The sequence below is a fragment of the Vibrio scophthalmi LMG 19158 genome (genome assembly GCF_000222585.1).
Taxonomy (GTDB): Bacteria; Pseudomonadota; Gammaproteobacteria; order Enterobacterales; family Vibrionaceae; genus Vibrio; species Vibrio scophthalmi.
The window spans coordinates 1-13,559 of sequence record NZ_AFWE01000023.1 but is presented as its reverse complement, the minus strand read 5'-3'; the positions used below and the strand labels follow the sequence as shown (position 1 = coordinate 13,559).

The 13,559-nt window shown below is 45.3% G+C and carries 14 protein-coding genes; all 14 read left to right on the top strand.

Translation table 11 applies throughout. The features are described 5' to 3' along the window. Nucleotides 1-747 precede the first annotated feature (747 nt). The 14 genes from RH88_RS00800 to pgpA all read left to right on the top strand — a co-directional run bounded on the left by RH88_RS00800 (nucleotide 748) and on the right by pgpA (nucleotide 13,410). Nucleotides 748-2,037, top strand: a complete 1,290-nt coding sequence (locus RH88_RS00800) for an NCS2 family permease (protein WP_005592782.1) — start codon at nucleotides 748-750, stop codon at nucleotides 2,035-2,037. A gap of 287 nt (nucleotides 2,038-2,324) precedes the next feature. Then, the gene (gpt, locus tag RH88_RS00795; RefSeq protein ID WP_005592781.1) at nucleotides 2,325-2,789 is read left to right on the top strand and encodes a xanthine phosphoribosyltransferase Tet(34); all 465 of its coding nucleotides are present in this window, start codon (nucleotides 2,325-2,327) and stop codon (nucleotides 2,787-2,789) included. A 142-nt stretch (nucleotides 2,790-2,931) separates the two neighbouring features. Beyond that, entirely contained in the window at nucleotides 2,932-4,179 is a 1,248-nt protein-coding gene (frsA, locus tag RH88_RS00790; RefSeq protein ID WP_005592780.1) for an esterase FrsA, read from the top strand. A gap of 83 nt (nucleotides 4,180-4,262) precedes the next feature. Then, complete coding sequence (gene crl / locus RH88_RS00785; RefSeq protein WP_005592779.1) at nucleotides 4,263-4,652, top strand: sigma factor-binding protein Crl; 390 nt, start codon at nucleotides 4,263-4,265, stop codon at nucleotides 4,650-4,652. Between the two features lie 118 nt (nucleotides 4,653-4,770). Further along, entirely contained in the window at nucleotides 4,771-5,910 is a 1,140-nt protein-coding gene (gene proB / locus RH88_RS00780; protein WP_040757784.1) for a glutamate 5-kinase, read from the top strand. 20 nt (nucleotides 5,911-5,930) lie between these two features. Further along, nucleotides 5,931-7,181, top strand: coding sequence for a glutamate-5-semialdehyde dehydrogenase (locus RH88_RS00775; RefSeq protein WP_005592775.1), 1,251 nt, complete (start codon nucleotides 5,931-5,933; stop codon nucleotides 7,179-7,181). Between the two features lie 157 nt (nucleotides 7,182-7,338). Continuing rightward, a complete protein-coding gene (gene nrdR / locus RH88_RS00770; RefSeq protein WP_005592773.1) occupies nucleotides 7,339-7,788 on the top strand; it encodes a transcriptional regulator NrdR in 450 nt (149 codons plus the stop codon). A 12-nt stretch (nucleotides 7,789-7,800) separates the two neighbouring features. After that, the gene (gene ribD / locus RH88_RS00765) at nucleotides 7,801-8,907 is read left to right on the top strand and encodes a bifunctional diaminohydroxyphosphoribosylaminopyrimidine deaminase/5-amino-6-(5-phosphoribosylamino)uracil reductase RibD (RefSeq protein ID WP_005592772.1); all 1,107 of its coding nucleotides are present in this window, start codon (nucleotides 7,801-7,803) and stop codon (nucleotides 8,905-8,907) included. A 2-nt stretch (nucleotides 8,908-8,909) separates the two neighbouring features. Continuing rightward, nucleotides 8,910-9,563, top strand: coding sequence for a riboflavin synthase (locus RH88_RS00760; RefSeq protein WP_005592771.1), 654 nt, complete (start codon nucleotides 8,910-8,912; stop codon nucleotides 9,561-9,563). Nucleotides 9,564-9,637: 74 nt separating this feature from the next. Next, a complete protein-coding gene (gene ribBA / locus RH88_RS00755; protein ID WP_005592770.1) occupies nucleotides 9,638-10,747 on the top strand; it encodes a bifunctional 3,4-dihydroxy-2-butanone-4-phosphate synthase/GTP cyclohydrolase II in 1,110 nt (369 codons plus the stop codon). Nucleotides 10,748-10,896: 149 nt separating this feature from the next. Next, nucleotides 10,897-11,367 carry a 6,7-dimethyl-8-ribityllumazine synthase gene (gene ribH / locus RH88_RS00750; RefSeq protein ID WP_005592769.1) on the top strand — a complete coding sequence of 157 codons (471 nt, stop codon included), beginning with the start codon at nucleotides 10,897-10,899 and terminating at the stop codon, nucleotides 11,365-11,367. Continuing rightward, entirely contained in the window at nucleotides 11,367-11,834 is a 468-nt protein-coding gene (gene nusB / locus RH88_RS00745; protein WP_005592767.1) for a transcription antitermination factor NusB, read from the top strand. Before ribH ends, nusB begins: the two co-directional genes overlap by 1 nt. A gap of 91 nt (nucleotides 11,835-11,925) precedes the next feature. Next, nucleotides 11,926-12,897 carry a thiamine-phosphate kinase gene (gene thiL / locus RH88_RS00740; protein WP_005592766.1) on the top strand — a complete coding sequence of 324 codons (972 nt, stop codon included), beginning with the start codon at nucleotides 11,926-11,928 and terminating at the stop codon, nucleotides 12,895-12,897. A 9-nt stretch (nucleotides 12,898-12,906) separates the two neighbouring features. After that, nucleotides 12,907-13,410, top strand: coding sequence for a phosphatidylglycerophosphatase A (pgpA, locus tag RH88_RS00735; protein WP_005592764.1), 504 nt, complete (start codon nucleotides 12,907-12,909; stop codon nucleotides 13,408-13,410). Nucleotides 13,411-13,559 lie beyond the last annotated feature (149 nt).

The following is a 13,559-nucleotide window of genomic DNA, read 5'->3' as shown; positions in this document are numbered from 1 at the left end:
AATAAATGAAGTTTTTGTGACTTTTATCACCAATTTGCTTGTAATTTATTTTCTTTGGGGTATATTTATAACCAACTTCGAAAGCGAAGAGAAAATGCTCAAAGGATGAGTCCGATTTATCGCCTCCAAGGAACCGAGAAATCAATATTTGTTGTTTAATTAATTGATTTAAAAGGTGATAGTATGAAAGGTTTACCAAGTGCAATGTTCTGGATAAACAGCTCTGTTTATACGAGTAACTTTGTATACCCAACAAGCTTTGGCTATTAGTTTTTAGCTTGTTATCGAACAGTTTTGTTCACCCCTATTATTGGAATTTATTTACAGCTTTCTTTTTTAGCTGACATGATTCAACCGCCACTCAATTTGAGTGGCGTTTTTTTATCTGCTCGATACGTACATTTCTTAAACACCATCTCACTCTTTTCCTAAGCTGGCCAATTAAAGCGCAATGACTGGCATATAAACCCGCTCTAAAATGCAGAATGACACAATAAACCAGTTGAAAGTTTACAACATGGCTCGAAATTTAGCCGATTGATTAATATGCTGAAATGGTGGCTTAATCTATGAATAATAAGGATTTTATCTTTATTGTTAGTGGGTTTAACTGTTGTGTTGGGGATCGGCAGAATAAAAATATTGATTAGAGCATTAAATCTATCTGGAATTTGCTATTTGATAACTTTATAATCATAGCCAATCGATTACGCAAACGCTTACCTTTTATCTTGATGGGATTTAACCATGTTCGAGAAACTTTTTAAGCTCAGTGAAAATAACACGAGCGTCAAAACTGAAATCATTGCAGGTATTACTACCTTTTTAACTATGGCTTACATCATTTTTGTAAACCCTGCGATGCTTGCTGATGCTGGAATGGATAAAGGCGCTGTATTTGTCGCGACTTGTCTGGCTGCGGCAATTGGTTGTTTTATTATGGGCTTTGTGGCGAACTACCCAATCGCACTTGCTCCGGGTATGGGGTTGAACGCCTTCTTCACCTACGGTGTTGTCCTAGGTATGGGCCATACATGGCAAGTGGCTTTAGGTGCGGTATTTGTGTCTGGCTTGCTGTTTATGGCTTTAAGTATTTTTAAAGTTCGTGAATGGATCATCAACTCAATCCCACTTTCTCTTCGCACGGGCATTTCAGCCGGTATCGGTCTTTTCCTGGCTTTCATCGGTTTGCAAAATGCCGGTATCGTGGTTGATAACCCAGCAACATTAGTCAGTGGTGGCAATCTAGCCAGCTTGAAACCGGCTCTAGCAGCACTCGGTTTCTTCTTAACGATCGGTTTGGTTTACCGTGGTGTGCGTGGTGGTGTGATGATTGCGATTCTGATTACCACGGCAATCGGTATTGTGCTTGGTGATGTGCAATGGGGCGGTGTGATGTCTACCCCGCCAAGTATTGCGCCAACGTTCATGCAAATGGATATCGCCGGTGTATTCGAAGTGGGTATGATTTCGGTTGTGTTCGCTTTCCTATTCGTAGACCTATTCGATACTGCGGGTACGTTAGTCGGTGTGGCAACGAAAGCGAACCTAATTAAAGAAGATGGCAAGCTACCTCGTTTAGATAAAGCATTATTGGCTGACTCTACTGCGACCTCTGTAGGTGCGGTATTGGGTACTTCAAGTACGACGTCATTTGTTGAATCAACCGCTGGTGTTGCTGCTGGTGGCCGTACGGGATTAACGGCGGTTGTGGTTGGTGTGCTATTCCTACTGGCGATTTTCTTCTCGCCTTTAGCGGGCATGATCCCAGCTTACGCAACAACGGGCGCATTGTTCTATGTTGCGATTCTGATGATGTCTGGCTTAGTGAGCGTTGATTGGCGAGATCTGACCGAAGCTGCACCTGTGGTTGTGACGTGTTTACTGATGCCTTTGACTTACTCTATTGCAGAAGGTATCGCATTGGGCTTTATCTCTTACGCGGCAATTAAGCTACTGAGTGGTAAAGGCCGTGAAGTTTCTGTCAGTGTTTGGGCATTGGCTGCATTGTTTGCGATTAAGTATCTTGTCGCCTAATTCATCGTTGAATTAAATTGTCAGTGGCGAAGGGGAATAGGGCTAAGAAACCCGCATCCCCCGCCTAACAGTGACGGAATTCACATCGCCATAGTGGTTTGCGCTGCTATGGCGTTTATTTTTTTGAAATGGTGAATTCTCCATTGGTATTGCCCAGCGCTTTCGGTAGAATAATCGTTTGCGTCGCTTTTCCCCTATTTGCCTGTTGCTACTTGCACTGTAAACCATCATCGGTTTAATTTTGCCTAATACGGGGATGCAAACTTCAAAATTATTAGGTTATTACAATGAGCAAAAAATTCATTATCACTTGGGACGCCATGCAAAATTACTGTCGTCAGCTTGCTGAAAAACAGATGCCAGCTGAACAGTGGAAAGGTATTTGGGCGGTGAGCCGTGGCGGTCTAGTACCGGGTGCTATTCTTGCGCGTGAACTTGGTATTCGTCACGTTGATACCATTTGTATCTCTAGCTACGATCATGATCACCAGCGTGATATGACCGTGCTAAAAGCGCCAGAAGGTGATGGCGAAGGTTACCTAATCGTCGAAGACCTAGTGGATAGCGGTGATACAGCGCGTAAACTACGTGAAATGTACCCGAAAGCGAAACTGATTGCGGTTTGCGCTAAGCCATCAGGTGCAACTCTTCTTGATGATTACGTGGTTGATATTGCTCAAGATACATGGATTGAGCAGCCATGGGATACCACAGTGCAATTTGTGGAACCAATTAATCGCAAGCAAAAGTAAGCGTTTAAAATTATTTTAAAATGACCCGTCTAGGGTCATTTTTTGTTTATGGTGTCGTTAAATGTGAGTTGTGCTATTCAACATGGCATCTTGAGTTAACTTGAGTATAGTATGTTGGGGTAGTCATTAGTTAGGTATCGTCATGTCTGAACTGGATAATCAAAACCTTTCCGAAACGTTATTTGTTAATCACAAGCAAGCGAAAGAGACATCAGAGCTCACTCGTTATATGCCAACCAATCGTGCGTTGCTCGATGAAATGCGTGAAAATTCAGGTCAACGTTGGTATCGCAATCTTCGCCGTCTGCAGTGGGTATGGCAAGGTGTTGACCCGATTGAAATGGAAAGTGTGCTGGCAAAAATAGCAGGCTCATCTCATTCGCGTACTCATGAAGAATGGCTCGATACCGTGATGGGCTATCACGGGGGTAACTGGACCTTTGAGTGGACGAAACTGGGCATGTTGCATCAAAAGCGTGCCGGGGAAAAACAAGGCGAAGAAGCCGCTGATGAGTTGTTTAACGCTTCTCTTTGCTACAGCATTGCCGGCTACCCTCATTTAAAAAATGATAATCTCGCTATTCAAGCGCAGGCCTTATCGGCAAAAGCGTATCAAGATGCGGCAGACAAAACCAAGTACATCATTAAGCGTATTGAAGTGCCGTATAAGGGTAAAAAAATCATAGCGCACTTGCATCTTGCCTCGACAGATAAACCAAAACCCGTGGTGATTGTGAGTGCGGGATTGGATAGTTTGCAAACTGATATGTGGCGTTTATTCCGTGATCATCTCGCACCGAAAGATATTGCGATGCTGACCGTGGATATGCCTTCACTTGGTCACTCTAGCCATTGGTCGTTATCAGAAGACTCTTCTTGCTTACATCAAGCGGTACTCAACGAATTGCCAAATATTCCATGGGTTGATCATTTCCGCGTTGGTCTGATTGGTTTTCGCTTTGGGGGCAATGCACTGATTAGGCTGTCATTTATGGAGCAGTTTAAGATTAAGGCTTGTGTCTCTCTAGGAGCTCCAATCCACGATGTGTTTTCTTCCCCCGCTAAGTTGAAAAAAATGCCAAAAATGTATTTGGATCTCCTCGCCACTCGTTTAGGTAAAGAAGTGGTCGATATTCACAGTCTTGCCGGGCAAATGATGGCGTGGTCATTAAAAACGCAAGGTTTCTTATCAAGTCGTAAAACCAAAGTGCCTATTTTAGCCATGAGTCTGGAAGGGGATCCGGTGTCACCTTTTAGTGATAATCAGTTGGTTGCTCTTTTTAGTGATTATGGTAAAGCAAAGAAAATCAGTTCCAAAACTATTACACAAGGATATGAGCAATCCCTCGATTTAGCGATCAAATGGTTAGAAGATGAGTTGTTGAGATGACTTTTTTACTAATTTAGTTAACAGTAATGTTAGGTTAAGTTAATAACCTGCTGATAATTAAAATAGAAAAATGGAGAGTCTATATGTCAAAAGTGACAAAAATCCCGACTCATTTTCGCTTGCTAACGAGTCTAAGAGCCATTGGGCCTTACCTCAGGGAATCGCAAAGTAGGGAAGGGTTTTACTTATTTGATTGCTTAGCGGTTTGCGTAGATGACAAGAAGTCTCCGGAAGAGCGAGAATTTTGGGGATGGTGGCTTGAGCTTGAGATGCAAGGTCAAGAGTTTGCTGCGCGTTATCGTGTGGGGAAATACGATAAAAAAGGCGAGTGGATTGATCATAAAATCCCCAAAGATGCGATTGCGGAAGTAAATCGCATTCAAAATAGCTTTCATCAAAAACTGACTGAACTGTTAGAAAAAGAGTTTGGCATGTCAATCTCCCTGCACGACAAATCAGTGGAATTTGTCTAAAAAGGGCGCTTAACAAAACGTAACCAATAAAAAGGCGCTTTTAGCGCCTTTTCTGCTTGTTAAATGCGGCGTTGATTGATAAAACAACAGCTCTTGTTTTTTAATAATTCAATCGATCATGACAACGAATCAACAATGCGGAACAGTGACTCAACCACAAACTGTGGTTGTTAAACTTGGTACCAGTGTATTGACTGGCGGAACGCTACAACTTAACCGTGCTCATATGGTGGAGTTGGTACGTCAATGTGCAGAGCTCAAAAAAATTGGCCACTCAGTGGTTATTGTATCGTCTGGCGCAATTGCCGCTGGCCGTGAGCACCTTGGTTACCCCGCACTGCCCAACTCGATGGCAAGCAAACAGTTGCTTGCTGCTGTTGGTCAAAGCCAGTTGATTCAAACTTGGGAAGCGCTATTTGCCATTTATGGCATGAAAATCGGTCAAATGCTGTTAACTCGCGCTGACCTTGATGACCGTGAGCGTTTTCTTAATGCGCGTAATACGATTAATGCCTTGGTTGAGCATGACATCATTCCTGTCGTTAATGAAAATGATGCTGTAGCGACCACGGAAATAAAAGTGGGCGACAACGACAACCTTTCGGCGCTCGTCGGTATTTTATGTGGTGCAGATAAGTTATTGCTACTAACCGACCAAAAAGGTCTTTTTACTGCTGATCCGCGTAAAGATCCGAACGCTGAGTTGATCAAAGAAGTTAAAACTATCGATGATACCTTGCGTAAAATTGCCGGAGGTAGTGGTACAAATCTTGGTACTGGTGGTATGGCGACCAAGCTGCAAGCTGCTGATATCGCTCGTCGAGCAGGCATTGAAGTGATCATCGCTGCTGGTAGTGCGCCAGATGTCATTTTTGATTCTTTGGGTGACGATCCGCAAGGTACGCGATTCCTTCCATGTGAAGAAGCGTTGGAAAACCGTAAGCGTTGGATTTTGGCTGGCCCAGCAGCAGCCGGTGATCTGGTGATTGACGATGGCGCTGTTAATGCCGTTTTAGCCAAAGGCAGTAGCTTATTGGCGAAAGGTGTCGTGTCGTTGAGCGGTGAATTTGCTCGTGGTGATGTTGTTCGTGTGACCGACCAAGCCGGTAAACTGATTGCTCGCGGTATTTCAGCTTACTCAAGTGCAGACATGGCGAAGATTCGCGGCGCGCACAGTAAAGACATTCATTCTGTATTGGGTTACGACTATGGTTCAGAAGTCGTACACCGTGACGACATGGTCGTCATTCAAGAATAAAGCATTAGAAAGGAACAAACGTGGATTTAACCAATATGGGTAAAGCGGCCAAGGAGGCGGCTTTTGTACTCGCGACAGCATCGACTGCGCAAAAAAACCAAGCATTGGCTCTGATTGCTGATGAACTTGAAGCGAGTGCCGCTGACATTCTTGCGGCAAATGAAAAAGATATCGAATTAGGCCGCCAAGCAGGCCTGACTGAAGCTCTGCTTGACCGCCTGTTGCTCAATGCTGAGCGTTTGACGGGCATTGCTAATGACGTACGTAATGTCATTAGCCTAAATGACCCTGTTGGTAGCGAAATCGATAGCAAAGTGTTGGAAAACGGCATGTCATTGGCACGTCGTCGTGTACCACTCGGTGTGGTCGGTGTGATTTACGAAGCGCGCCCTAATGTCACGATAGATATTGCAGCATTGTGCTTGAAAACCGGTAACGCCAGTATTTTACGCGGCGGCAAAGAAACCTTCTTCTCTAATATGGAGTTAGTGAAGGTGATTCAATCTGCATTGGACAAAGTTGGCCTACCAGCAGCGTCAGTACAGTACATTGAAAAACCCGATCGTGAGTTGGTGTCACAACTGCTTAAGTTGGATGACTACGTGGATATGATTATTCCTCGTGGTGGCGCGGGTTTACATAAGATGTGTAAAGAGAACAGCACCATTCCAGTGATCATCGGTGGCTTTGGCATCAGCCATATCTTTGTTGATGACAGTGCTGACTTGGCAAAATCACTTAATGTGGTTGAAAACTCAAAAGTACAACGTCCTTCTGCATGTAATTCGCTTGATACCTTGTTGGTTCATGAGAACGTAGCGGGAGAGTTTCTACCAATGTTGGCTGAGCGTTTAAATGGCAAGGTGACCTTGGTCGTTGAACCAAAAGCGAAAGCACTGCTTGGCAATGCGCAAGAGATGCGTGATGCGGTTGACGGAGACTTTGATACTGAATGGCTAAGCTACACGCTTGGCGTAAAAGTGGTTGCTGATGTTGCTGAAGCGGTTGATCACATGCGCGTCCATAATGCGAGTCACTCAGACGCAATTATGACCAATAGTCTGGAAAACGCAGAGCGCTTCATCAACTCTGTTGGTTCTGCCGCCGTCTATGTCAACGCATCAACACGCTTTACTGATGGTGCGCAATTTGGCTTGGGTGCTGAAGTTGCGGTATCGACTCAGAAGTTGCATGCGCGTGGTCCAATGGGCTTAGAAGAGTTGACCAGCTATAAGTGGGTGGGTAAAGCCAACTACTTGGTACGTAGCTAAGCTAGCGTCATAAATGAGTACTCACTAAATTGCAGCTCTCGCTGTCATTATTTTGAGTACGATGCGATATAGATAGTGAAAAGGGGCGTTGTCGCCCCTTTTTCTTTTCTTCAAGTTATCAATTCCGTTACACTACGAGCATTGATATGGAGGTGATATGCATTGTCCTTTTTGCACTGAGACTGATACAAAAGTCATCGATTCTCGGTTAGTGGCTGATGGCCATCAAGTACGTCGTCGTCGACAATGCTTAGCTTGTAGCGAACGCTTTACCACGTTTGAAACCGCTGAGTTAGTTATGCCACGAGTGATCAAGTCGAATGGTAACCGTGAGCCGTTTAATGAAGATAAAATGATCGGTGGTTTGCAGCGTGCGTTAGAAAAACGTCCGGTGAGTGCTGACGCGGTTGAGCTGGCTATCAGCATGATTAAATCCAAATTGCGCGCGACTGGCGAGCGAGAAGTCCCTAGCGATATGGTTGGGAACTTAGTGATGGAACAACTCAAAGAACTCGATAAAGTAGCGTATATTCGTTTTGCTTCGGTTTACCGTAGTTTTGAAGATATTCGTGAATTTGGCGAAGAAATTGCCAAGCTAGAAGATTAAACGGATCGGCTAATGGCGACATTTACTCCGCAAGATTACCTGATGATGTCACGAGCGATTAAATTGGCGCAAGGTGGCATCTATACGACTGCGCCCAATCCGAATGTCGGTTGTGTGATCACTCGTGATGATCAAATCGTTGGTGAAGGCTTTCACTATCGTGCTGGCGAACCCCATGCCGAGGTACATGCTTTGCGCATGGCTGGTAAATTGGCTGAAGGTGCAACCGCTTATGTCACATTAGAGCCTTGTTCTCATTATGGACGAACGCCTCCGTGCGCTGAAGGCTTGATTAAAGCCAAAGTTGCTAAAGTGATCTGCGCGATGCAAGATCCGAATCCGCAAGTGTCAGGCCGTGGCATTAACATGCTGCGCGAAGCGGGAATTGAGGTGCAAGTCGGTTTACTTGAAGCTGATGCTCAAGCGCTTAACCCGGCCTTTATTAAACGCATGCAAACAGGTATGCCGTTTGTTCAATTAAAAATGGCCGCCAGCCTCGATGGCCAAACCGCATTGGCTAATGGTCAGAGCCAATGGATTACATCGGCGCAAGCGAGGCAAGATGTACAAGCCTTTCGAGCTCAATCTGGCGCAATTCTCTCAACCAGCCAAACCGTGATTGAAGATAACGCTTCGCTCAATGTTCGTTGGGATGATCTTCCCCTATCGATTCAAGCCCATTACCCAGCAGAAGAGTTGCGCCAACCAGTACGTGTAATTCTTGACCGTCAAAATCAATTGTCAGCGGATTTGAAGTTATTTCAAACCGCAGGAGATCGATTAATTGTGGCTCCGGGTGGCGATGTTGAGTGCTTGCTGAATGACGAGCAGCAAATAGATTTACGCGCAACATTTGAAATGTTAGCTAAACAGCACAATATTAATCATATCTGGGTTGAAGCGGGGGCGACGCTTGCTCGTTCACTGATGCAGCAGCAACTGGTGGACGAAGTCGTACTTTACCAGGCTCCTAAACTCATGGGCAGCGATGGTCGCGGTTTATTCGGCGCATTGGGTTTCCAAGAAATGTCGCAAGTGATCGAACTTGATATTACCGAGCTGAAGCAAGTAGGACGCGATATTCGCATCCTTGCTAAGCCAATCTATAAAGAACAGTAATTATGTTTACAGGTATTGTAGAAGCAGTTGGTACTCTGACTGCCATTACGCCAAAAGGCGAAGATATCAGTGTTACCGTGAGCAGTAACAAGCTTGATATGTCGGATGTTAAACTAGGTGATAGCATTGCCACGAATGGCGTTTGCTTAACCGTTGTGGCGTTTAATGACCACAGTTACACCGCTGACTTGTCGCTCGAAACATTGAATAAAACCGGTTTTACCCATTACCAAGCCGGCGACAAAGTAAACCTAGAAAAAGCGATGTTACCGACCACGCGTTTTGGCGGTCATATTGTCTCTGGTCATGTGGATGGTGTCGGTGAAATTGTTGAGCGTAACCAAGTTGGTCGTTCGATTGAGTTTTGGGTCGCCATGCCGGAAGAGCTCAACAAGTACGTCGCAGAAAAAGGCTCAATCACCGTTGATGGCATTAGCCTGACCGTTAATGCATTGCGTAAGAATGCTTTTAAGTTGACGATCGTTCCGCATACTGGAGAAGAAACGACTATCGCTGATTTTCATGTTGGTCGTAAGGTTAACCTTGAAGTTGACGTGTTGGCTCGTTATATGGAACGATTACTGACCAGTCAGCAAGCAGCACAACCAGAATCACGTATCACGATGGAATTTCTTCAGCAAAATGGATTTGCTTAAATCGTGAGCGAGAAGCACTCTTGTTAACGAACACAAAGCGGTAATATAACGCGCAGTCAAAATAGGAACTAAAGATGCCAATTAGTACGCCACAAGAAATTATTGAAGACATTCGTTTAGGCAAAATGGTCATTTTAATGGATGACGAAGACCGTGAAAACGAAGGCGATTTGATCATGGCCGCGGAACATGTGACTCCGGAGGCGATCAACTTTATGGCAACTTACGGCCGTGGTTTGATTTGTTTAACCATGACCAAATCCCGTTGTGAGCGTCTTGGCTTACCACCAATGGTGCAAGACAACAACGCGCAATACACCACTAACTTCACCGTTTCAATTGAAGCGGCGGAAGGCGTAACCACAGGGATTTCAGCAGCGGATCGCTCACGCACAGTGCAAGCGGCAGTCGCGACAGATGCTAAAGCGGCAGACTTGGTACAACCTGGCCATATCTTCCCTCTAGCTGCGCAAGAAGGTGGTGTATTAACACGTGCAGGTCACACGGAAGCGGGTTGTGATTTGGCGCGTTTAGCAGGGCTAGAACCGGCTTCGGTTATCGTTGAGATCTTAAATGACGATGGCACCATGGCGCGTCGCCCTGATTTGGAAATCTTTGCGGAAAAACACGACATCAAACTAGGCACGATTGCCGATTTGATTGAGTACCGTAACAACACCGAAACGACCATCGAACGCGTGGCAGAATGTAAGCTCCCGACCGAGTTCGGCGAGTTCAATCTGGTCACTTACCGTGACACGATTGACAACCAAGTACACTATGCAATGTGCAAACAAGGTGCGGCGGATACTTCACCACTGGTTCGTGTTCACCTGCAAGATACTTTTACCGACTTGCTGCGCAGTGACCGCAATGCGGAACGCAGCTGGACGCTTGATAAAGCGATGAAGCGTATTGGCGAAGAAGGTGGGGTGTTGGTGATTTTGGGTAACGAAGAGCCAAGTGATTTATTGATTCATCGTGTCAAAATGTTTCAAGCGCAAGACAACGGTAGCGCACCGACGTTAGCCAAGAAACAAGGCACTTCACGCCGTGTGGGGGTGGGTTCACAAATCCTTGCTGACCTTGGTATACATGACATGCGTTTACTTTCTTCAAGCAATAAGCGCTACCATGCTCTTGGCGGTTTTGGATTGAATGTTGTTGAGTATATTTGTGAGTAACTCACAACAGTAAACCAACGGATTAAGCGAGATGTATTGTATGTCTCGCTTTTTCGTTTTAGGAATGTAAAAACCTATTAGATATTGCTCACAGTTTTGTGCTAGAATCCGGCGATTCTCACTTGATGAACATAGTTAAAGGAAAGCTTATGAAAGTGATCGAGGGTGGCTTCCCAGCGCCAAACGCAAAAATTGCTATCGTTATTTCTCGTTTCAACAGTTTTATTAACGAAAGTCTATTGTCTGGTGCCATCGATACTTTAAAGCGTCATGGACAAGTTAGCGAAGACAACATTACTGTAGTTCGTTGCCCTGGTGCAGTGGAATTACCGCTAGTTGCTCAACGTGTAGCGAAAACGGGTAAGTACGATGCCATCGTATCTTTAGGTACCGTTATTCGTGGCGGAACGCCACACTTTGACTATGTTTGTAGTGAATGCAACAAAGGTTTGGCACAAGTGTCTCTGGAGTTTTCACTTCCAGTCGCATTCGGTGTTCTAACTGTTGATACTATTGATCAAGCAATTGAGCGCGCAGGAACCAAGGCTGGTAATAAAGGTGCAGAGGCTGCACTGAGCGCACTTGAGATGATTAACGTTCTTTCTGAAATCGATTCCTAATGGGGGCCAGTGTGAAACCAGCCGCACGTCGTAATGCACGTCGATTCGCTCTACAAGCGATCTACTCTTGGCAAATTACTAAAGAAAATGTTGCCACAATTGAAGAGCAGTTTTTATCTGGTGGTAAGTATGATGAAGAAGAACATCATGCCGCAGAACCAGCGCTAACTGCACCAGACACAGACGTTGCCTACTTCCGTGACCTGTTAGCAGGTGTTGTGCTAAGTCACACAGAGCTAGATTGTAAGATTCGCCCATACACATCTCGTCCAATGCAAGATTTGGATTTGATGGAGTTAGCGCTACTTCGTCTTGCTATGTACGAGATGACTCGTCGCGAAGACGTTCCTTACAAAGTTGTTATCAACGAAGCGATTGAACTTGCAAAAGTATTCGCAGCAGAAGATAGCCACAAATTCGTTAACGGTGTGCTTGATAAAGCAGCGCCGCACGTACGTAAGAAATAATCGCCAGATTAGTAAAAAGGTCAGCAAATTGCTGGCCTTTTTTTATATACTGAATTCCTCAAAAATAGCCTGTTAGAAACGACACCTCTCTATGCCCGGTGAATTTAATCTGATCGACAAATATTTTGTTGGTCGCCAAGCTCAGCGTGAAGACGTTCTTTTGGCGGCAGGAGATGATTGCGCTTTAGTGCAAGCTCCTGTCAATCAAGCGATTGCAATCAGCACTGATACCTTAGTGGCGGGAACTCATTTCCTCGCCTCTGCTAATCCTGCATGGGTGGCGCATAAAGCCCTAGCGTCGAACATTAGTGATCTCGCAGCAATGGGGGCAAGTCCTGCTTGGGTCTCTTTTGCTTTAACTATGCCAGAGGTCGATGAAGCGTGGCTAAAGCCATTCTGTGACAGTTTTTTTGCACTCGCGAATGAATACGGTATTCAGTTGATTGGTGGTGATACTACTAAAGGCCCACTGAGCTTAACGCTGACAGTGCAAGGTTTCGTCGCGGCCGATAAAGCGCTCAGACGTGATGGCGCCAAAGTGGGTGATTGGGTGTACGTTTCAGGCAACCTTGGAGATGCTAAAGCAGGTCTCGATGTTCTGTTAGGTAATGCCGCGCTCAACGCTCCCTATGCTGCCGAGCTGGAAAAGCGCCACTATTTATCTACGCCGCGGGTTTTGCTTGGGCAGAGGCTACAAGGCGTTGCGAGTGCCGCGATTGATATCTCAGATGGGGTGATTTCTGATCTGCCGCATATTCTTAAACGTTCGGGTGTTGGGGCGCAATTGCAGGTTGATGAGCTGCCGATTTCTGCCGAGTTATTGGCATTCACACGTGATCGTGAACAAGCATTGCAATACGCACTCACCAGTGGCGAAGAATACGAACTTTGTTTTACTATTTCACCGCAGCATCGCGACGCATTAGAGAGTATGCTGTTAGAGAGCAATACCAAAGTCACTTGTATCGGCCAAATTGTCGCACAGGCAGGGCTGTCATTGACTTTACAAGGCAAGCCACTCGAATGGCAATTGAGTGGGTATGATCATTTCAATAATAATTAAGATGTAATTATGGCCAATCCTCTTTCATTGATTTCTTTAAAAAACCCATGGCATTTTTTAGCGACTGGGTTTGGTAGTGGTTTATCTCCTATTGTGCCGGGCACTATGGGGACATTGGCATCGATACCACTTTATTTGTTGTTGGTTCAATTACCGTTACCAGCTTATATCATTGCGGTGCTGTTGGCGTGTGTGGTTGGGGTGAAAATTTGCCAAGTGACCTCTGATGACATGGGCGTCCACGATCATGGTTCGATAGTGTGGGATGAGTTTGCTGGTTTTTGGATCACCATGGCGATTGTGCCGTTATTCCAACTATCACCAACCGATTGGAAGTGGTTATTGAGCGGATTTATTCTCTTCCGCTTTTTTGACATGGTAAAACCGTGGCCAATCGGCTGGCTCGATAAGCGCGTGCACGGCGGTTTGGGTATTATGATTGATGATATCGTTGCTGGCGTAATGGCGGGTGTCGCGTTGTATTTAGTCGGTAAATATGCGGGTTGGCTGTAAGCGACGCACCTCTCGGCGAGAACCGAGAGGTATGCTGACTAGCTGAACCTAAAAGGGTTGACTCATAAAACCAACCCTTAAAATTCCTTCTCGCTTCTCGCTTGGAATGACCCCAATAAAGTAGACACTCAATATTGGAATTAGAGTGC